The organism is Desulfovibrio litoralis DSM 11393 (assembly GCF_900143255.1).
Lineage (GTDB): Bacteria > Desulfobacterota > Desulfovibrionia > Desulfovibrionales > Desulfovibrionaceae > Frigididesulfovibrio_A > Frigididesulfovibrio_A litoralis.
The window spans coordinates 73188-93033 of record NZ_FRDI01000007.1 but is presented as its reverse complement, the minus strand read 5'-3'; the positions used below and the strand labels follow the sequence as shown (position 1 = coordinate 93033).

Annotated in this window: 18 protein-coding genes and 1 tRNA gene; 16 read left to right on the top strand and 3 right to left on the bottom strand. The window is 37.0% G+C overall.

The window, feature by feature from the left end; translation table 11 throughout:
- The 4 genes from tmk (at window position 1) to BT999_RS12530 (ending at window position 4022) form a co-directional block, all read left to right on the top strand.
- On the top strand, window positions 1-633 hold the full coding sequence (gene tmk, locus BT999_RS08275) for a dTMP kinase (RefSeq protein ID WP_072697318.1): 633 nt from the start codon (window positions 1-3) through the stop codon (window positions 631-633).
- Window positions 633-1910, top strand: coding sequence for a radical SAM family protein (locus BT999_RS08270; RefSeq protein ID WP_072697317.1), 1278 nt, complete (start codon window positions 633-635; stop codon window positions 1908-1910). The genes tmk and BT999_RS08270 overlap by 1 nt, the downstream gene beginning before the upstream one ends.
- 351 nt (window positions 1911-2261) lie before the next feature.
- Entirely contained in the window at window positions 2262-2801 is a 540-nt protein-coding gene (locus tag BT999_RS08265) for a hypothetical protein (RefSeq protein WP_072697316.1), read from the top strand.
- A 468-nt stretch (window positions 2802-3269) separates the two neighbouring features.
- Entirely contained in the window at window positions 3270-4022 is a 753-nt protein-coding gene (locus BT999_RS12530) for an Sbal_3080 family lipoprotein (RefSeq protein WP_072697315.1), read from the top strand.
- A 106-nt stretch (window positions 4023-4128) separates the two neighbouring features.
- Here BT999_RS12530 and BT999_RS08255 read toward each other — a convergent pair whose 3' ends face one another.
- From BT999_RS08255 to BT999_RS08245, 3 genes are all read right to left on the bottom strand, one after another.
- On the bottom strand, window positions 4129-7230 hold the full coding sequence (locus BT999_RS08255; protein WP_072697314.1) for a hypothetical protein: 3102 nt from the start codon (window positions 7228-7230) through the stop codon (window positions 4129-4131).
- A gap of 9 nt (window positions 7231-7239) precedes the next feature.
- A complete protein-coding gene (locus BT999_RS08250; RefSeq protein ID WP_072697313.1) occupies window positions 7240-7680 on the bottom strand; it encodes a hypothetical protein in 441 nt (146 codons plus the stop codon).
- Between the two features lie 154 nt (window positions 7681-7834).
- Window positions 7835-9016 (bottom strand): efflux RND transporter periplasmic adaptor subunit, encoded by a 1182-nt coding sequence (locus tag BT999_RS08245; protein WP_072697312.1) that lies wholly within the window; start codon window positions 9014-9016, stop codon window positions 7835-7837.
- Between the two features lie 473 nt (window positions 9017-9489).
- Between BT999_RS08245 and BT999_RS08240 the strand changes: the two genes are divergently transcribed.
- From BT999_RS08240 to rlmD, 12 genes are all read left to right on the top strand, one after another.
- Window positions 9490-10947 carry a sigma-54-dependent transcriptional regulator gene (locus tag BT999_RS08240; protein ID WP_072697311.1) on the top strand — a complete coding sequence of 486 codons (1458 nt, stop codon included), beginning with the start codon at window positions 9490-9492 and terminating at the stop codon, window positions 10945-10947.
- A gap of 110 nt (window positions 10948-11057) precedes the next feature.
- Window positions 11058-11276, top strand: coding sequence for a translation initiation factor IF-1 (gene infA / locus BT999_RS08235; protein ID WP_072697310.1), 219 nt, complete (start codon window positions 11058-11060; stop codon window positions 11274-11276).
- Window positions 11277-11451: 175 nt separating this feature from the next.
- Complete coding sequence (locus BT999_RS08230) at window positions 11452-11952, top strand: DUF456 family protein (RefSeq protein WP_072697309.1); 501 nt, start codon at window positions 11452-11454, stop codon at window positions 11950-11952.
- 52 nt (window positions 11953-12004) lie between these two features.
- Window positions 12005-13105 (top strand): adenine nucleotide alpha hydrolase family protein, encoded by a 1101-nt coding sequence (locus BT999_RS08225; protein WP_072697308.1) that lies wholly within the window; start codon window positions 12005-12007, stop codon window positions 13103-13105.
- Between the two features lie 112 nt (window positions 13106-13217).
- The gene (gene cobM / locus BT999_RS08220) at window positions 13218-13979 is read left to right on the top strand and encodes a precorrin-4 C(11)-methyltransferase (RefSeq protein WP_072697307.1); all 762 of its coding nucleotides are present in this window, start codon (window positions 13218-13220) and stop codon (window positions 13977-13979) included.
- Between the two features lie 126 nt (window positions 13980-14105).
- On the top strand, window positions 14106-15467 hold the full coding sequence (locus BT999_RS08215; RefSeq protein ID WP_072697306.1) for a bifunctional cobalt-precorrin-7 (C(5))-methyltransferase/cobalt-precorrin-6B (C(15))-methyltransferase: 1362 nt from the start codon (window positions 14106-14108) through the stop codon (window positions 15465-15467).
- Window positions 15468-15985: 518 nt separating this feature from the next.
- Window positions 15986-16228: a carbon storage regulator CsrA gene (gene csrA, locus BT999_RS08210; protein WP_072697305.1), complete on the top strand. Its 243-nt coding sequence runs from the start codon at window positions 15986-15988 to the stop codon at window positions 16226-16228.
- Window positions 16201-16659, top strand: coding sequence for a flagellar assembly protein FliW (gene fliW, locus BT999_RS08205; RefSeq protein WP_072697304.1), 459 nt, complete (start codon window positions 16201-16203; stop codon window positions 16657-16659). The genes csrA and fliW overlap by 28 nt, the downstream gene beginning before the upstream one ends.
- 57 nt (window positions 16660-16716) lie before the next feature.
- Entirely contained in the window at window positions 16717-17343 is a 627-nt protein-coding gene (locus tag BT999_RS08200; protein ID WP_072697303.1) for a UbiX family flavin prenyltransferase, read from the top strand.
- A 42-nt stretch (window positions 17344-17385) separates the two neighbouring features.
- Window positions 17386-17769, top strand: coding sequence for a hypothetical protein (locus BT999_RS08195; RefSeq protein WP_072697302.1), 384 nt, complete (start codon window positions 17386-17388; stop codon window positions 17767-17769).
- A 208-nt stretch (window positions 17770-17977) separates the two neighbouring features.
- Window positions 17978-18053 (top strand) — tRNA-His (locus BT999_RS08185).
- A 199-nt stretch (window positions 18054-18252) separates the two neighbouring features.
- Window positions 18253-19842 (top strand): 23S rRNA (uracil(1939)-C(5))-methyltransferase RlmD, encoded by a 1590-nt coding sequence (gene rlmD / locus BT999_RS08180; protein WP_084650656.1) that lies wholly within the window; start codon window positions 18253-18255, stop codon window positions 19840-19842.
- The last annotated feature ends 4 nt before the right edge of the window (window positions 19843-19846 follow it).

The window sequence follows — 19846 nt, the reverse complement described above, 5'->3', positions numbered from 1 at the left end:
ATGTTTATTACTTTTGAAGGCATTGAAGGAGCGGGAAAAAGCACGGCTTTAAAGCTTTTGTCCGCATACTTTGTAGATAATGATTACGAATATGTCTTAACCAAAGAGCCGGGTGGTTCTGAGCTTGGAAAAGAGTTAAGGCGTATTTTGCTTGACCCTAAAACAGGTAAACTTTCTTCGAATACCGAATTGTTTTTATATTTGGCGGATAGATCCGAACATGTCGCCAGTTTGATTACTCCTGCGTTAGAGGCGGGCGTAATTGTGCTTTGTGATCGTTATGTTGATTCGACTTTGGCTTATCAAGGTTTTGGACGTGGTTTATGTGTTACGGAACTCAAAGAATTAAACAAAAAAGCCACAAATAATCTTGTGCCTGATTTGACTTTTTTATTTGATTTAGAACCTGAAATCGGTTTAAAACGTGCAAGACAACGCAATCAACTAGAAAATACCGAACATGAAGGACGCTTTGAAGCCGAAGAACTCGCCTTTCACAAGGCTGTGCGTAATGGCTTTTTAACTCTTGCCTCAGAAGAGCCAAAGCGTTGGCGTGTGCTTGATGCGACTAAAACTCCGGGTCAACTTGAAAATGAAATTATTCAGCATTTAGAAACAGCAGGTATTATATAATGGCAGCTTCTTCAATCCTTCCACGTTTAGTTGTGGCTGATGCCCGTGGTAATATTTATGACCACCCTGATTTATTGATGATGGTTCGGCGAGGTAATGAATTTGCCATTCCTCGTCCTAATGAGCTTATGCCCTTGCCTGATGAGAGCGAATTATTTCTTTTACCTAAACGTCGCCCGCTTGGTTTAAACCCCGATACAGGCGAAATGGTCAGTTTATTTGAAGACGGCGAGTTGGCAGTAGCGGCTTTTGCTGCCCCTGCACATACGTTTAATGGCTTAGCCGCCTATAAAAGCGAAAAAGATGCACCGACCTTGCCTTTATTCGCTTATGGGGCTGTTGGTTTTGATAATGATCGTTTTTATGTTGCCGCAAAAAAGACTGATGAGAGTAAACGCCAAGTCTTTGCCGGGGTAAAATATGAAACCATAAAAAAACGTGCCAAGGCTTTAGTTGAAAAATATCCGCAAAATCGCTTGATTCAACATTTAATGGAAAAATGTGCTTTGACTTATGCCTGTCCTGCGGCTCGTAACTTGGCGTTAGGGCGTTATGAAGCTCCTTTACCGACGTCTAAGGTGTGTAATGCTCGTTGTGTTGGCTGTATTTCTCAACAAGAAAGCGGTTCAAAAATTTGTGCAACCCCTCAAAATCGTTTGCAATTTACCCCAACAGCTTTAGAGCTCGTTGAAGTTATGGAACATCATTCCAGCCAAGAAAAGAAAGAACCTATATTTTCTTTTGGTCAGGGGTGTGAGGGTGAACCCTTAACCGAAGCCCCTTTGTTAGAAGAAGCTATTAAACTCTTTCGTTCAAAAGGCGGAAGAGGCACAATTAATGTCAATACCAATGCGTCTATACCAATGGCGGTTGAAAGATTAGCAAAGGTCGGATTAAGCTCGATAAGAGTGAGCATAAATAGTTTAAGACCCACAACTTATGAGCGTTATTATCGCCCAAATGGCTATACTTTAGATGATGTTTGTCAAAGTATCAAAGTTGCCAAAGAACATAAGCTTTTTGTTTCTTTAAACTTATTGTTTTTTCCGGGAATTACTGACACCGAATTGGAATTTGAAGCTTTATTGGCGTTAGTGGAAAGAGAAAAAATTGACCTTATTCAAATGCGTAACTTAAATATTGACCCGGAACTTTTCTTAAATTTATTGTCAGGGTTAGAATTTGGTCCTTGTATGGGTTTAAATAATTTTTGTAAACGCTTAAAGAAGTTTGTTCCTGACTTAAGTTTTGGATATTTTAATCCTTATGTTGGTTAGCGTGGAAAAAGTAACTTATTGAGACTATTGTATAATGGTCTCCTTGTGGCTTTCGTCAAAAAGACACTCCAAAAGATAGGAATAAGTACACTAGGTTGGCGTTGCCAGCCAGCACGAAACAAAGGTAAACAAGGTAAACAAAGGTAAAATTTAATTTTCCTGTAAAATGAGTGGTTTTTGTTACTTAAGACTTTTTATGTGATGCACTTACAGAACATAAAACGATAAAAAAAGCACGCAAAACTAAGTTTTGCAATGGTCTTACATTGATATTTATTTTTGCATATGTTAGCATTAATATTCAATGATGTATTTTTTTTGAGTAAAAATCAACTTTTAACGGGAGTTTGTATGTTAAAACATTTTCGTCTTTTAAGCCTTTTGTTTTGTTTGGCGTTAACAGCTTGTGTTACTACAGCACCAAAATCAGCGAATTATTCCCAACTGCAAGCTTCTTTTGCTGACTCTGCATGGAATGGAGCTACAATTCCGTCTGGTGAAGTTTGTAACAAATTTAACTCAAGACCGGGTAACGCCCCTTCTATAAAAGTATCAAATATTCCTAATACAACAGTACGTCTTGAACTTAAATTTAGTGATGAAACGGCAAGAGCTGCTTTCAGAAACGGTGGACATGGCATAATAAGTTATACATTACCAACGGCTGGAATGTCTGAAGTAGTAATACCTTCATTCCCGGGTCAAGTAAGCAATTTACCTCCTAACTTTCAGATTGTACGCAATTTTACCTCAGAAGCATGGGATTCCGGAACAGGCTATCTTCCTCCATGTAGCGGAGGGAAGGGCAACCTTTATACCGTTGTAATCTCAGGGTTTGACGCTCAAGGTTCGTTGACCGGTGAAGTAAAGCTTAAAATGGGACGCTATTAAAAAAATCGCACTATAGTTTGTATATAACATATTGTAATTTAAACAAAAAAATAAAACACTATTCTTTATGGGTAGTGTTTTATTTTTGGGAAAAAAGAGAGTTTATATCTTGAATTAATTAGATAAAATCCAATAAAAAACTTTATCTGGCGTTTTAGATAACTATTATTTATTATGAAATGTGTTGTTTAAATTTAAAAAATATAGAAAATGAAAATAATGCAATTATTAAAAATACACTCAATCTACCTCTAAAAAAATACTTATAATTGTTTTGGTCTTAGGTTTGGGCTTTTCAATCCAACAATTTTTTCACTCTAATACCCAGACAGAAGGTAAAGCTATAACAAGTATTGCAAAATGTATTTGAATTAAATATATTAGAGGTATCTATACTCTCTCAACACTATACAACTTAGTTTAAGAAATTAAAAATGGCGTAATTTAGCCGTTTAAGGAGTACAAACAATGTCTAAAGCTTTTAAATTGAGTTTTCTTGTATGCCTTTTATTTCTTACTGCTTGCAGTATTAAACAAACTGTTGAACCCATTACAGTGCAGACTGATAAAACTATTTGTATAGTAGAAGACCCAGACGTAAAAGAGGGGTTTTTACAAACATACCAACAGGTTTTACGTGAACGAGGTTATTTTTTTAAAGTAGTTCACCAAGGAGATAGCCTGCAGAATTGTGCAATCACCTCAACATATACAGGGTTATGGCGTTGGGACTTAGCGCTTTACCTTGCTTATGCACGAATAGAAGTACTCCAAGATGGACGACGTATTGGCCTTGCGGAATATGATTCGCTCAGTGCTGGTGTTAATATGGGCAAATTTGTTAGGGGTGAGACAAAAATTAGAGAGCTTGTAGAAAAACTCTTTCCTCCTCTTCACACCTTACAAACAACAGCTAACCCAGAACCGTCAACTATAAACAAGGCTGAACTAGTTGTAGGCGGATATTCAGCGGAACGCAATTTAGTTGCTGATGACCAACGTGTTTTTGACCAAGTCTTACAATCGGCTGCTGCTGTAGAATATACACCATTGAAAGTTTCCACTCAAGTTGTTGCCGGTACAAACTATAAGTTTTACACCAAAGCTAAGACGATTACGCCAGAACAGAAAACATCTTATGTTTATATCTATGTTTTTAAACCCTTAGGCGAAGATAAGCCGATACTCACAAAAATTGAGCCAGTTGAACTTAAACAATAGAAATTTTTATTTATAAGGCACAAAACCATTGATTTTAAAGAAAAAGTAAATTTTTTATCTGTTTTTCTCTAAAAAATACACTAAAAATTTTTGGTCTGGACAATTTTTATATAATATTCAGTTTTGTTTTTAAGTGTAAATTAATACCGGTTAGTTTTTCCATATCTTCTAAATATTCTTTATAAAAGCCTAGATAAAATGATAACGCTTTGGAAAAGTTTTTTCCTACCAAACCGTCAACAAAAAGCCTTGAAATCTCTTTTTCTCTGATTAAAACAAGCTGACTTCCGGCAAAAGTCGTACGTTCTTCATCAGTCATTTCTTCCACCAGTTTAGCCAACATTGTTCTGGCTCTAGGTTGGTACATCCAAAAATACATTAAATCTAGGGCATTAACGATAATTATTTTTTCAAGCCCCGAAGCTTCCGTGCCAAGAGAGTGCATTAACTCTTTAGGTTTTAACAACAAAGCAAAAACTTCTTTATCCGGGAAAAGTAGCTCTAACTTTGCCATACACTTAAACAACTCTTTTAGTTTGGCATTATAATCCCAACGTCTTAAACGCAAGTTGTTGACAGCATCGGCAAAACCTTCTACTCCGCCGGCGATAGTATCGGAAGCGGCTTTTGAAATAACCGCCGACCCATAGTTAACCACCAAAACAGCCTCATTAAACTGTATTAAAACCAAAAAGTTATAGATGATAAAGTTATACAACATTGCGACCGGAACAGCCAAAACACTACGAAAAATATTGCCGTATATTGCTTCTTTCGGAAGCCCTCGATAAATATTATGGGCTGTAATATAAGCACCATTAGCCGCCGAAATAATACTAAAAACCAAAATCGGGTTATTGCTGACCGTTAGGTTAAAGTTATCTTGAAGAATATAACTGCGGATTACAAGCTCTAATAAAGGAACGGAAAGACCGCTATAAAAAAGAGAATCACAAATTCTGTTCCAACTGACATAATCATTCCAACGCAATAAAGGAGAGCGTTTAATTCCTCCGCCGCCAAGAACAGATTGCAAAATATTTCTGAAAACAGTAATCGCAAAAAACATGGGGGCACCAAGCCAAGCAATTACCCACCAGTCTTGAGTATATAAAAAACTAAATAAAGCCGCCAAAAACCCAACTGATACTTTGATTATATTTGCCAAAAAAGTATTTGTATATTGGAAATCAGTTTCAAATTTTTTTAGTTCAGGCTCTTTAAAATAAATACCGTTTTCAACAAGAGTGGGGTTTCCGCCAAGAGTGGCAATATTACCCTTGTCTTTAACATAGTGTGCCGTTTCGAGTTTTGATTTCCATTCGTGTATTTTACGGTACGCAAAAAAAGAAAAACCCGGTAACTTTCTCAACAAGCTCGTTAAAAAAACACCAAAAGGTAAAATATTTGCAGGAAAATATTTAAAGATAAAATAGACTTGGGCTTTAATTGGTAGTAAGGAACGTGTATTCTTTTTTATGCTGTTAACAATATATTTTTGAGAGCGTTTGGGTAAAGTTTCCGGAAAGACTAAGCCCATTCCGTGGTTCTCTCTACCCCTTCCTATAGAGTCTGTTCCCATTGTTGTCATAAGCGGAGCATCTCTATAATAGTCTTGCAATTTTGGGATATTTCTTAAAATACTGTTAAAGTGTTGGCAGCGTGAGTTTTGTTTTTCATCAAGACAATCCCCTTGCGTTTGAAGAATAAAACGAGTTAAACGCTTAATCGCAACGGCACTACCCGTATTAATTGCTTGTTGTAAATCGCTAACGGCTTGAAGCCTTGGTAAATCAGCCTCTTTATATTCCTTAAGATTAAAAAGCTCAAGATGGGTAATCATTCCCTCACAATCATAAAGCAACTCTAAAACATCAGCATCATTTAAACTACAAAGGTTTAAGATAATGTTTGTTTTTCCGTTGATGTTGTTGATCCAACCGGCTAATTTTTTAGGACTTAAACTTAATAGTTCGGGAACGTCATCACCGGTTTTCGGCAAAGTCGGATTAGGCAAATCGCTGTTTTTTTGCGTACACAGCCAATTTTGAATAATATCGTTTGTACTTAATCTATTTATTTCATCACAAAGTTTTCTTAATCTGCGATTTTCTTCTTGGCTGTTGTGGGAAATTTTATTACGCAACTCGGGCAATTTATTGCTGAACGCCGTCAAGATTTTTTGTTTAATCAATTCGCTGAGATGTAATAACGAGGCTTGTCCGCCGCCAATAAACTCAAGAAACTCTTGAGGGCTAATAAGCTCTAAGTTTATTCCGTAACACTTTTCTATTTCTGCCTTATGTTGAACATTATAGCGGTTAAGCAACATCAAAGTATGATCGGTATAATATCTTGAGGCGGCTTTTCCTTCCTGCATGATATGCCGCACCGGCGGATTATTTAAAAATTCGATTAAGTCTCGCTCTTCCGAGATATGTCCAAGTTCCCAGATCAGACTTATATATCTTTTATAAAATACGGCACGATACTCTATTCCTATCCGCACATTAATATTTATAATTTTAGCGGCTCTAAGCAATTCTTGAGCGGCCGCCACTTCGATATAATTATAATATATAACCGTGAGCGTTCTAATCCCTTTGATCCATGCGTCCATTATCAGGTGGGTCGGGGTTTTTCGTCCTTTACTGTTAGAGTCGTGTACATGATGATCAAAGGTAATTTGATCCCAAGTTTCAGGCATTTCCACTAAGTGATAATAAGACAACAAAGCTCTAATTTCTCGCCTGCGTCCTGAAACAGCCTTTCTAAAGTTGTTTGCCAAACGCAATAGTTTTTCGCTATAAATATTTTGATCTTGGTCGCTTATATCATCAAACGAACGCACCAAATCTTTCATGATTTGAATTAAGACTCGCCCGGTATTATAGCGAAAATTTGTAGAATCGCTGTATAATACTTCATCATGAAGTTCTTTTAACGCCGTTAACCTATCTTTTATTTTCCCTTGTTCCAAAGAATAAAGTAGCTGTATAACCGAGTTGGCTATACGAATTTCACGAGATAACGCCAGTTCTTTGATACCGTGAGGGTGCAAACCGCTTTCAAGCAGTTTTGGCGTTTTCTTTATTCTGTTTATATCGTTATCAAAAAACTTTTTTTGTTTTTTTTGTGCCAATACTTGTTGAACCATTTGTAATAGTTCATAATCTTGAGCGTCATAAAAAAATACTGATTTTGACATGGCGATATTTTATTGTTTTGGGTTTAAAGTAGAAAGCTGAGCTTGCATATAAGCACTGATTGCGGCAGTTAGCTCCGGGTTATTATTGGGCAATTGTTGTTCGGATAAATCTTTTTTTATTTCTTTTTCCATGCGTGCTGATTCCATAAACATTAAATAAACGAGAATGATCGCAGCCTCATTGTCTTTTGTAGGTTGACAAAGTTCAATAAGCTGTTGTTTGGAAACGGTTTCAAGCATTCTCTCGGCACATTGTTTTGACCATTTCAGGTATAAAGCTTGAGAGAGTTGAGGAATAAGAGAGCTAAGTTGTTTAAGTTGGTCTTCGCTGATATTGGGCATACTTAAAGCCAAAAAGTCATATAGGGCTTCCGTTCTCTGTTTTTCTTCTTTATAAACGGTTTTTAAAATAACTTCTTGAATATGTTGGCTTATTTCTGTTTCTGTCATATTACCCTCATTCCAGCCTATCTGTTAAAAACAATGACACACACCGTAACTTGTTTTTGGGCGAGTGTCATTATTTTTTCACATATTAATATCAAAATCAAACTGAGATAAAATTAAAGTTTGTTGCTGTTCTTAAAAAACGTAGCGGTCATAGTTATTTTTTTTGCATGGCTTTATATACCGCATCAGACGCCGGAACCGCTATGGCTTTCGCTCCGGGTCTTACTTTTTGAAAACCTTCGACAATAAGTTGGTCTCCATCATTTAACCCCTCGGAAACAACAGAGCGATTTCCGATATTCTTTAAAATTTTAAGCATGCGAGCCTCAACCACGCCTTGTTTATTAACGACCAGAGCGATTGAGTTTCCTTTATTATCTCGGTTTATACCTTGTTGAGGGGCTAAAATTGCTTTTTCGTCCGTTCCTTCTTCTAAAATCGCCCTGACATACATACCGGGGAGCAAGTCTTGATTGGGGTTTGGAAAGATCGCCCTTAAAGTAATTGCCGAAGAAGCCGGGTCAACCGTTACATCGGAAAATTGCAAGGTTCCTTCATGTTCATAAGGCGTTCCGTCTTCGTATAAAAGGCGAACTTTTGCTTTTTGGGCATTATCGGCAACACTAACCAGTTTTCCCGAAGCCAAGGCTCTTTTAAGGCGTAACATGGCTGTGCTTGCCTGTGTAATATCAACATAAATCGGGTCAATTTTTTGAATTGTTACCAATGCATTAGTTTGATTTGCCGTAACCAAAGCCCCGGCGGTTACTTCCGACTTACCTGTGCGTCCGCTGATTGGTGCGGTTATTTTCGTATAGCTTAAATTGATTTTGGCACTTTCCAAAGCGGCTTTAGCAACCCCAACTTCCGCTTCGCTTTGATTATAAGCCGACATAACATCATCATAATCTTGATTGCTGATTGCCTTGCTTTGTAAAAGTTCTTTATAGCGTTTGGCTTTTGGCTTTGCGGCGTTAAGGTTAGCAACCGCTCTCGCCAGATTTGCCTTTGCACTATCATAAACGGCTTGATAGCTTGCGGGGTCTATTTGATATAAAACTTGTCCTGCCTTAACTTCACTACCTTCGGTATAAAGTCTTGCCTGAACTATTCCGCTAACTTGTGGTCTAACCTCGGCAATCAAAAAGGCGGAAGTACGCCCGGGAAGTTCGGTCGTAAGAATAAGCGGTTCTTGGCGAACAACGTAAACCCCAACTTCAACAGGTGGTCTTTCTTCTTGTCCAAAAGCCAGTTGTGAATTTGCATTTACAAAAACGATTGTACATAAAAAAATCGCAAATAAAATCAGTGTTGATCTATTAAAAAAGTATATCATAAAAAACCTTTCAGTGAGTAATTTTTTGTTATTGTGTAATTTTAATTGTCTTGTGTCAAGTTTGAAGGCTGTTTATCGCAAACAGAAAGATATTTGAACAAAATTATTCTTAAACCTTATATTGCCATATATCAATATATATTGTAGCATAATATAGTTTTTTATACTAAAATAAGACCATTACAAGGCTTTGTTTTACGTTCTTTTTCGTCTTCATATACTCTGCTGATCCAAAATGTAAAAGGTCTTAAGACACAAAAAACAAGCAATTTTACGAAAAAAAATAATTTGATTTTATATTTTAAAGGGTTATATCCATGAAAAACCTCAAACGTTTATTGCCAGGCAAAGCCGAACTAGCCTCTTTATTTTGTTTTTTGAGTGGATTCATGGCAAAATCCACTTAGAAACTATTGTGTAATAGTCTCTAAGTCAATTTAAGTTTAACAACCAATTTTTAACGCATAAAAAAGATGAAAATATTAATTGTTGACGATAACGAAGCTAGTTTAACGAGCTTAAAACTTGTCTTGAGCGACCTCGGGCACACTATTGTTGCTATGGACAAACCCGTTGAGGCGTTGGCTCACGCCACCTCTGAGTTTTATCCTCTGATCATTACCGATATAAGAATGCCTGAGATGGACGGTTTGGAGTTATTGACCGCTTTAAAAGAACACCCGGTGAGTAAAGACAGCGACATTGTTCTTATGACCGGTTATGCTGATACTGAAACGGCTATTGAAGCCTTACGCAGAGGGGCATATAATTACCTGCACAAGCCGATAAATCTTCAAGAATTGATGGTTGTTACCGAAAAAGTTGCGGAACATCAAACCTTACGCTTTGAAAATAAAGATTTGAAACAGAATATGGAGCAAAGGGTAAGCGAAGCTACCGCCAGTCTACGTCAAGAATATGCCAAAATCAAATCAAGGCTTCAAGCGGTTGAAGGTATCGGAGATATTATTGTTGCTTCACAAGCAATGAAAGATATTTATGACCAGACTCAAGTTTTTCATCAAAATCCTAGCGTTCCCGTCTTAATCGAAGGGGAAACAGGCACGGGAAAAGAAATTATTGCCAGACTGATTCATTATGGACAAAATGGCTCAACCAAACCTTTTATTGCGTTAAACTGTTCCGCCATGCCCCATGAACTTTTTGAAAGCGAGCTTTTCGGATATGAAACGGGAGCTTTTACCGGCAGTCGTGTGGGCGGAATGGTTGGAAAGCTTGAACTAGCGGAAGACGGAACTTTGTTTTTAGATGAAATTGCCGAAATGCCTTTGAGTTTACAGCCAAAACTTTTGAGAGTCTTGCAAGAACGTAGTTTTTATCGTTTGGGCGGCGTAAAAAAACGAGAGTTTAAAGCCCGAGTTATTTGTGCCGGAAACAGAGATATGGCAAAACTTGTGGAAAAAGGTACGTTTAGAAGAGACTTGTATCATAGGTTGCGGGTCGGGCATATTGTTTTACCTTCTTTAAAAGAGCGCCCCGAAGACCTTTTTGTTTTAACAAACTTTTTTTTAGAACGTGAAAATAAAAGAAAAAGAAAAAATTTTAAAGGTATAAGTCAAAACGCAAGAGAGCTTATTTCCTCTTATCCTTGGCAAGGTAACATTAGAGAGCTTGAAAACGCTATAGAAAGAGCCGTTTTGTTAAACGACGCTTCTTTATTGGAAGCAGAACACCTTGATTTTTTAGAAAACACACAAAGCGAAAAGCAAAACAAAAAGCAAATAGATTCAAATAATGATCAAATATTATTAAATAATAAACTTGAACTTCCCGAAACCTCGTTTAACCTCGAAGCTCATATTAACGAAATTATTCAAGCCGCCTTGGACAAATTTGAGGGAAATAAATCAAAAGCCGCCGCTTATCTTGGAATTTCTCGTTACGCTTTAATGCGTAAATTGCAAAAATAAACGGCTTATTATAGTTTGACAAAATAATAATAATCCCTATAATTCAGAGATTAATAAAAATATAAATTGATTATTTAATACATTACTTAATTGATAAAACAGGAGTTTACATGGCGAAAGAAGATGCCATTGAAGTTGACGGCGTTGTACAGGAAGCATTACCAAACGCAATGTTCAGAGTTGAGCTTGATAACGGGCATGTGGTTTTAGCACATATCTCAGGAAAAATGCGTAAGTTTTATATTCGTATTTTACCCGGAGATAGAGTGAAAGTTGACCTATCGCCTTATGATTTAACTCGCGGACGTATTACTTATCGCTTAAAATAGACAAGGCTTTGAGTTTTTATAAGTGGCTTATTATCAATATTTTTTATGGTAAAAGGCTTTTCTCCTTTTTTAGTTTCTCAATAAAAAATAATATGTTAATTACAACGTAATAGCAGGCACTTTTAAAATAAAATTTGCTTGTTGTGATGTTGTATTTTTCGTTTGGAAGATTATTATGAGCGTTTTTTTTGCGACTATCTTTTTTGTTATCTTGATTATCGCTTATTTGCTAAATATTTTAAGCTTGCCCGGTAACTGGGTTGTTATCGCCCTGATGTTATTATGGTTTAGCTTAACATCTTGGACGTTGAGTACAAACTTTTTTATTGCAACAATAATTGCTGCCACTATCGGTGAAGTATTAGAATTTATTACTCAATATTTTGCTTCAAAGCGATATGGAAGCTCTGGTTCGGGGTCTCTCGGTGGTTTTATCGGCTCTATAGTCGGTGCTGTTTTGGGTGCCGGATTTTTACTCGGTTTTGGAGCTTTATTAGGAGGCTTGGCGGGTGCTTATCTTGGCTGTCTGGCTGTGGAAATGTTTAAAGACCGCCCTATACACGAAGCTCGCGAGGCTGCCTTTGGAAACTTTTTGGGTAAATTCTTCGGGCTTTCTCTAAAACTTGCTTGCGGAGTTTTTATTTTACAACGTTCTTTTCAAGTATTGTTTGCTTAAACTCCCCAAAAACATCCTTGAAATTATCGCAACTTAATTTTCTTTTTTTATCATGACAAAAACACAAAAATATCACGCTGTCTCTCTGTTTTCAGGAGGCTTAGACAGTATTGTCGCAACAAGAACCATCATGGAACAGGGCTTATCGGTTCTTTGTCTGCATTTTTATAGCCCATTTTTCGGTAAACCACATAAAATTAAAGAGTGGGAACGCCTCTATAAGCTGAAAATTAAAACCATTGATGTCGGCGATGAATATGTCGAAATGCTTTTAAATCAGCCCAAACACGGCTTTGGTAGCGGGCTAAACCCTTGTGTTGATTGTAAAATATTGATGCTTTCCAAGGCAAAAGAAATTATGGAAAACTTGGGCGCAGAGTTTATTATTTCAGGAGAGGTGGTCGGACAACGCCCGATGTCTCAACGCAGTGATACCTTGCATATAATTCGTAGAGACGCAGAGGTTGAAAATATACTCTTGCGTCCTTTATGTGTTCAAGCTTATAAACCAATAGCCGCCGAAGAAAGCGGGCTAGTTAACCGCGACCTTTTACATAAATTTTATGGTAGGGGGCGCAGTGATCAAATAGCCTTGGCGAAAAAGCTCGAAATTACAACAATTCCTAATGCTGCCGGCGGTTGTTTGTTGACGGAAAAAGAAAATGTTAAACGTTACAGATATTTAATATCTCGCTTAGGAAAACCCCAAAGCAGTGATTTTTATCTGGCGAACCTCGGTCGCCAATATTGGTATGATAAAGCTAAAAGCCATGAAGAGAATCAACTTTTGGACTATAAATTTCCGGTTTCGCTCACGTTTGAGACCGATCAATGGTTTTGTGTCGGGCGTAATCAATATGATAATCAAGATATTTTAAAATATCTGACTGATGCTGATCTTTTGTTTAAAATAGTGGGTTTTGCCGCTCCGTTAAGTGTATGTCGACTTCTTGGCGAAGAAAACTTAAGCGACCTGCAAAAATTAGCGAGTTTTGCCCTAACTTTTTCACCAAAAGCCACAGCTTGGTCAAAAGAACATAATAGCCCGATAACAGTTCGTATTTTAACTAAAAAAGAAGTAGAAGAGGCAAGGAAAATTTCCGAACACATGCCCGGCGGACGTGAATTTTTGGTTTATCCTTTGGGTAATTAATTTTTCTGGTAAAATTAGAGTTTTTTTATGGTCTTAATGAGGTATGCGAATTATATTTTAACGCTTACTTTTTGCAAAACAATTTATTATCTTCAAAGCTAAGTATAGAGAGATGTTAAACAATAAAGTTTATTTTATCGGAGCCGGTCCCGGAGACCCCGAACTCATTACCGTAAAAGGGCAACGCCTAATTCAACAGGCTGATTTAATTATATATACAGGTTCGTTGGTTCCTAAAGAAGTTTTAATGTGGGCTTCGCCGAAAGCAACGGTTATTAATTCCGCCTCGCTTGATTTAAACGAACTTTGCAAGCTTATGATAAACGGAGTCAAAGAGGGCAAACTTGTCGCCAGAGTGCAAACGGGCGACCCAAGTTTATATGGTGCAATTCAAGAACAAATTAGTGAACTTAATCGGGCAGATATTCGATGGGAAATTGTTCCGGGTGTAAGTTCGGCTTTTGCCGCCGCCGCAGCAGCAGGTATTTCTTTTACCTTACCCGAATTAACTCAAAGCCTTATTTTTACACGTTTGGAAGGACGCACTCCAAGCCCTGAATCTGAACAGTTACACCTGCTTGCACAACATAAAACCAGTATGGCAATTTATCTTTCGGCGGGGCATCAAAAAAGATTGAAAGAAGAGCTAAAAAAAGCCAAACTTCCCGACGAAACGCCAATTATTGCGGTTTATTGTGCGAGTCAACCAGAACAAAAAATAATTTATACCACGCTCTTAAACTTGGAAGAAGACACAAAAGATTTGGTTAAACAAACTATCTTTTTAATACTTCCCGCTCATTTAAAAGAAAAAGAGGCCGCCCTTTCTCGCTTGTATGCCACCGAATTTCAACACGCTTTTCGGCAAAAATAAGCATTTTTAACGTCTTAAGCTCGCCCTTATTCTAATTATAAATATTATTTGTTGTAAAAGCTTGATATTCTATAATAAATTTATTATAATATCTTACTTTAATCGCCTTGTAGCAGTAAATAATATATGGAAAAAAATTATATTTGTGTTGTCGGACTGGGGGTCAAAAATTCTAAATTGGGTTGCCACCCCGATTTCTCCGCCGTTGCGTCAAAAATTATTGCGGAAGCAGATATTTTGGCGGGCGGACGTGAACAGCTAAGTTATTTTGCAAATCACAGTGCCGAACAAGTTGTCATGACAAAAAATTTAAACGGTTTTTTTTCAACTTTAGAAGAACACTATAAACAAAACAAAAAAGTTGTCGTATTGGCAGACGGCGACCCTTTGTGTTTTGGGATAGGCACACGCATTAAAGAATATTTTGGTCTTGAAATGGTAAAATTTTTTCCAAATATTTCAAGTATCCAAGCTTTGATGGCGTTTTTAGGGTTAAACTTACCTGATTTAACTTTTGTCAGTTTACACGGACGCAACAGTTGGAACGAATTTGATATTGCTTTAAATACCAATAAAACCATAGTGCTTTTTACCGATAGATTTTCTACACCTAAAGTTGTGGCAAATTATATGCTTGAACGTGGTGCAGACTGTTTTATTTGTCATGTTTGCGAAGAGCTTGAAGAAACAGCTCAAGGTTTTATACCCAAAAAATATTTTAAGGCATCAGTCATTGAAACCGCACAAAACAACGATTTTTTGCACGTGGAAAGTATAACGGGTTATGCATGTAAACGTATTTTGGTTTTTGAACCAACACCGAGACAGGAGCTTCGCCCTACTTTGATTCCGGGGCAGCCAAGCTATATGTTTGCATCATATAAGACAGCCGTTATGTCAGGTTTTATGACCCGTAACGTTGCTTGTTCCATTTTAAGACCGGAACCGCAACATCTGGTTTGGGACTTGGGAGCCGGTTCGGGCGGTATGTCTATTGAAATTGCCGCTCATGTTCCACGCGGTCGGGTTATTTCCGTTGAGAAAAAAACCGAACAGCTGGCAAACCTTTATGAAAACCGAAAAAAGTTTACGGCAACCAACCTTGAAATTATAGAGGGAACTTTTCCCGAGTGTTTAGTTTTGCCTACTTTTCTAAACCAACCCGATAGAATTTTTATCGGCGGTGGTTTTGGTCCAAACAATTGCAAAAACAAAGAAAACGCTTTCGTTTTATTTCGTAAAATTTGGGATTGCTTAAAAGACAATGGAAGGCTGGTTGCTACTTGTGTTTTGCTTGAAACTCTGATTTTATTGCAAGAATGCTTTAACGAAATTAATGTAATCCCCGATGTTTTTAATATAAACACGAGCCAAGCTTTGGCCCTTGCCGGGGGTATGCGTTTTGTTGCCGATAACCCCGTGTTTATTGTCGCCTCAACTAAAATATCAACCCAACAAGACGACCCTTTATCTCATAGGGCATATTAAGAGCCAAGGTTATTACAAAGTATTTTTGAAATAAGAGTATTGTAAGGCTCCGTTTTGCGTACTTTTATCATCGTTTTATGCTTTGTATGTGCATAATATAAAACGTCTTAAGCCGTAAAAACACTCATTTTACAGTTTTTTCTTTTTTTGGGAATATTCCCGAACCACGCCCCGCAAGCTTCTTTCTGGCACTAGCAGGCAAAGCCAGCCTAGTGTCATATTATTTCGAGGGTTTCACCCCCGAACCCCCAAATCCACAGGCAGGCAAAGCCTACCTGTGTCTTTATCTCTCGTATTTTTTTTGCTGAGACTATTGTGCAATAGTCTAAAAATATAAAAACCGAATGTAATGCTGTTTTATTTCAACAAAAAACTCTTTTTACTTGATAAAATCTGTAAAACGGCTATCTTATTCAAGAACAATAAAATGTTTCATAACGGTCAAAAAATCAAAATAGTTTAACTATCTTATTAAACTTATATTGTCGTTAATTTTATAAATCAAGGCTAAGCTAATAATGTTGATTCTAACCCGTCGTGCAGGAGAGAGTATTTTTATCGGTGATGATGTTCATATCACCATTCTCAGCGTGCATGGCAAACAAGTAAAGCTCGGTTTAGAACTGCCCCGTGATATGATTGTATATCGCGAAGAATTATATCAAAAAATTAAAGAAGAAAACCGTTCAGCACTTGAATTTAACCCTTCTGACCTTTTGGAAGCTCCCGAATTATGGCAAACAGCAACAAAAAAGAAATAGAAACCAGATTAGGCAAAAGAACTATTACCTTAGATAAAATAATTACCTTTCCGCGTGGTATTATCGGGTATGAGGAAAAAAGAGAATTTACTCTTTTACAACTTAAAGAAGATGCACCTTTCTTGCTTTTACAAAGCACGGAAGACTCACAGCTTGGTTTTTTGGTCTGTGATCCTTTTAGCTTTTTTAACGATTATCAAATAAAAGTCGGTGATGCAGAACAACTTTTATTACAAATAGAAAGAGTTGACCAAGTCGCCGTACTTTGTACGGTTACTATTCCCTTAGGTAAACCCGAAGATATTTCAATTAATTTAAGCGGCCCGATTTTAATTAACCACGAAGCCCATATCGGGTTGCAAGTTCCACAGGTAGAAACTAAATATCAATCAAGAATTTACCTGAATAAACTAAATAAACTAACAGATTAATCGGCTTAACAACCGCTAATCAACAATATTCTTAATCTGACGCAAATTGGGTTTGCCATGCAAAAAATCATAGTCGGTGTAAGCGGTGCAAGCGGAATGCCTTTTGCTTTTTCCTTGTTAACCTCTTTAAAAAAACTTGATATCCAAATCCACTTAATTGTCTCTGACTCTGCGAAACAAGTTTTAGCTCTTGAACACGACCAAGATTATACCGAAGACAAACTAAAACAACTGGCAGATTGCGTTTACTCAATTAATAATATGGGGGCGGCGATTGCTAGCGGATCATGGGGATATTCCAATAAAGCAAAAAATCAAGGCTCTTGTTTGGGAATGGTGATTTGCCCTTGCTCAATGAGTTCTCTGGCAAGTATCGCCCACGGAATAAACTCAAACCTTTTACACAGAGCCGCCGACGTAACCTTGAAAGAAAGACGTAAATTGGTTCTTGTTCCGAGAGAAACCCCTTTTTCTAGCCTTCATTTAGAAAATATGTTAAAATTAAGTGGGCTTGGTGCTGTAATTATGCCACCTTGTTTGGCTTTTTATACCCAAAAACCTCAAAGCGAAAAGCAAAAATCAGATAATAATCAAGAGCTTAATGACTTGATACAAAACTTTTCCGGGCGTGTTTTAGATCAATTTGGCATTGAACACGACCTTTGTTCTCGTTGGGGTTTATAAAAATCAAAAAACAATTAAGTATGATTGACAGGAGGCGAAAAAATGTCTCAAACAGCTTCTGAAATGATTTTAAGCTTTATTTATAGTCCTGAGTTGAGTTATAGCGAGCTTTTAGAAACCGAAAGCGTTTTAAAAGAAGAGTTGGCGGAATTATTGTCTAAATATAATGCCTTTCACCTGCTTTATGAAACAAGCGGTGATACTTTTAAGGTGCAATGTTCGTTTAATGAATACAACACAGAGTTTTGCAGAGAGTTTGCCCGTGAACTTTTAGAAATTTTACACCAACAAATAGAAGCAAAAATAATTTTTGTCGATAAAGAAGCTCATAGCGTTATTGCTTTTACGCTCTTTAATCATAATTGTGAGGAATTACAGCTAAATATTCCGCACAGCAAGAGTTTTGAGGCTTTATTGGTAAAATAGCCAATTTTTTGTTATTATTAATAAAAAGAGTATTTCAAGACTAGGTTTTATGTCCTTTTGCATCTTTTTATGCGTAGCATAAAACGTCTTAAGCCACAAAAAAACTAATTTTACAGGAAAATTAATTTTTCCCTTGTTTATTTGCCAAAAAAATATCCGAAAAAAGTTTGACATTAATTTTATTATTGTGTAAAAGATGTCTCTTATGGCGGATGTAGCTCAGTTGGTAGAGCACCTGGTTGTGGCCCTGGTTGCCGTGGGTTCAATCCCCATCATTCGCCCCATATTTTACCCCTACATTGTTTAAACGTTGTGTAAAAACAAGCGTTTATAAAAATGTAGGGGTTTCGTTATATTTATAATGCAATTCAAAAGACAAAAATAAACTTTATTAGAGTTGAATAAATATACTATAATTAACACTTAAATTTTTTTTAATTTTAATTCCCTTTAAACCTTGTTTCCCAAACCGCAAAGAGCAATATGATGAATATAACTACTGAAAATAAAACAACAACGCTTCAAATAAACGATATGATAGAACTTGATATTACCGCTTTGGCAGTAGGCGGACGTGGCGTTGCCAGATATAACGGCATGGTTTTTTTCGTTGAGCAAGCTCTTCCGGGTCAAAAAGTTTTGGCAAAAATCACCGTTCTTAAACCCAGAATGGGCGAAGCAGAGCTTATGCAGGTTATTAAACCAAGCCAACATGAAAGCGCTCCTTTATGCAAGCATTTTGGAGCTTGCGGTGGTTGCGACTGGCAAACACTTGAATATAATCAACAATTATTCTGGAAGAAACAAATATTTATTGACTGCTTAACTCGTATTGGTAAATACACCAACCAAGAAATAGACAAGCTTAATCTACAACTACCTTTGGCTTCTCCAAAGCGTGAATTTTTTCGTAACAAAATGGAATTTGCCTTTTCCGAAGCTTCCAACAACACACAGAATGAACAGGGCGAACAAGATGAAAAGAAATCACGCCCTTTAGTCGGTTTAAAACAAAGATTTTCACACAACGTGGAAGAAATTACCGATTGCAAACTCCAAACGCCTTTGACCATGAGAATTTTGGAATTAACCAGAGAATGGCTTGATGAAGAAGTTAAAAAAGGGCACAGATTAAACGCTTGGGTAGAAAATTTTGATAAAAAAAATAATTCAAAACATTACCCTAAACAAGATCATGCCAAGGCTCAAGCCTTGTTGCGCCATTTGGTCGTGCGTGAACCCGAGTTATGTTTGCAAACAGAACAAGCTGAACAAAAACAATGTTTGGTCGAATTAATCACAACTCCGTTTCATCTTAGAGAAGCAAGTTTATTTAAACGCTTAGGGCTTAAATTGCTTAATGTTTTAGCCCAAGAATATGGCGATAGTTTAAGCTTTGGCTTTATCCATTCCGTGCGTGCCGACAAAGCCTCTGTTGCCCAAGGTGAAAAAATCGTCCAAAGTTTTGGGACTTTGCTTTTAAAAGAAAAACTCGGTGATATAACTTTACAGTTTGACGCTCGTTCTTTTATGCAAACCAATACAGGTCTTAGTAATCTGCTTATCAACAAAGCCAAAGACTTGTGTCTGGATTTATTGCCAAGTTCGGCGGTAATTTGGGACTTATATTGCGGAGTCGGAACTTTTGCCTTAAGTTTTGCTCAGGCATTTCAAGAAAAAAACTGTTCTTGCGAAATATTTGGAATGGAACTCGCTCCGGCCTCTATTTTTCATGCCAAAGAAAACGCAAAAAACAATAATCTCGATAACTGCACGTTTTTACAGGCAAATGCTGAAACCACATTAAAAAATAAAAAGCTTTTAAGCTCTTGGACAAAACCTGACTTAGTCTTTTTAGACCCACCTCGTACAGGTATAAAAGAAAGTCTTTGTCAAGAATTGCTTCAGCTTGCTCCGCAATATATTTGTTGTGTGTCTTGTTATCCTGCCACTTTAGCCAGAGACTTAAATCATCTCAAATCAAAGTATACGCTTGTTTCAGCCGAAGTTTTCGATATGTTTCCTCATTCAAGTCATCTTGAGAGCTTGGTATTATTAAAACGCAAGATTTAAGGGT

Coding starts and splice junctions, on each gene's coding strand:
- tmk (WP_072697318.1), top strand. CDS start 1: ATGTTTATTACTTTTGAAGGCATTGAAGGAGCGGGAAAAAGCACGGCT.
- BT999_RS08270 (WP_072697317.1), top strand. CDS start 633: ATGGCAGCTTCTTCAATCCTTCCACGTTTAGTTGTGGCTGATGCCCGT.
- BT999_RS08265 (WP_072697316.1), top strand. CDS start 2,262: ATGTTAAAACATTTTCGTCTTTTAAGCCTTTTGTTTTGTTTGGCGTTA.
- BT999_RS12530 (WP_072697315.1), top strand. CDS start 3,270: ATGTCTAAAGCTTTTAAATTGAGTTTTCTTGTATGCCTTTTATTTCTT.
- BT999_RS08255 (WP_072697314.1), bottom strand. CDS start 7,230: ATGTCAAAATCAGTATTTTTTTATGACGCTCAAGATTATGAACTATTA.
- BT999_RS08250 (WP_072697313.1), bottom strand. CDS start 7,680: ATGACAGAAACAGAAATAAGCCAACATATTCAAGAAGTTATTTTAAAA.
- BT999_RS08245 (WP_072697312.1), bottom strand. CDS start 9,016: ATGATATACTTTTTTAATAGATCAACACTGATTTTATTTGCGATTTTT.
- BT999_RS08240 (WP_072697311.1), top strand. CDS start 9,490: ATGAAAATATTAATTGTTGACGATAACGAAGCTAGTTTAACGAGCTTA.
- infA (WP_072697310.1), top strand. CDS start 11,058: ATGGCGAAAGAAGATGCCATTGAAGTTGACGGCGTTGTACAGGAAGCA.
- BT999_RS08230 (WP_072697309.1), top strand. CDS start 11,452: ATGAGCGTTTTTTTTGCGACTATCTTTTTTGTTATCTTGATTATCGCT.
- BT999_RS08225 (WP_072697308.1), top strand. CDS start 12,005: ATGACAAAAACACAAAAATATCACGCTGTCTCTCTGTTTTCAGGAGGC.
- cobM (WP_072697307.1), top strand. CDS start 13,218: ATGTTAAACAATAAAGTTTATTTTATCGGAGCCGGTCCCGGAGACCCC.
- BT999_RS08215 (WP_072697306.1), top strand. CDS start 14,106: ATGGAAAAAAATTATATTTGTGTTGTCGGACTGGGGGTCAAAAATTCT.
- csrA (WP_072697305.1), top strand. CDS start 15,986: ATGTTGATTCTAACCCGTCGTGCAGGAGAGAGTATTTTTATCGGTGAT.
- fliW (WP_072697304.1), top strand. CDS start 16,201: ATGGCAAACAGCAACAAAAAAGAAATAGAAACCAGATTAGGCAAAAGA.
- BT999_RS08200 (WP_072697303.1), top strand. CDS start 16,717: ATGCAAAAAATCATAGTCGGTGTAAGCGGTGCAAGCGGAATGCCTTTT.
- BT999_RS08195 (WP_072697302.1), top strand. CDS start 17,386: ATGTCTCAAACAGCTTCTGAAATGATTTTAAGCTTTATTTATAGTCCT.
- rlmD (WP_084650656.1), top strand. CDS start 18,253: ATGATGAATATAACTACTGAAAATAAAACAACAACGCTTCAAATAAAC.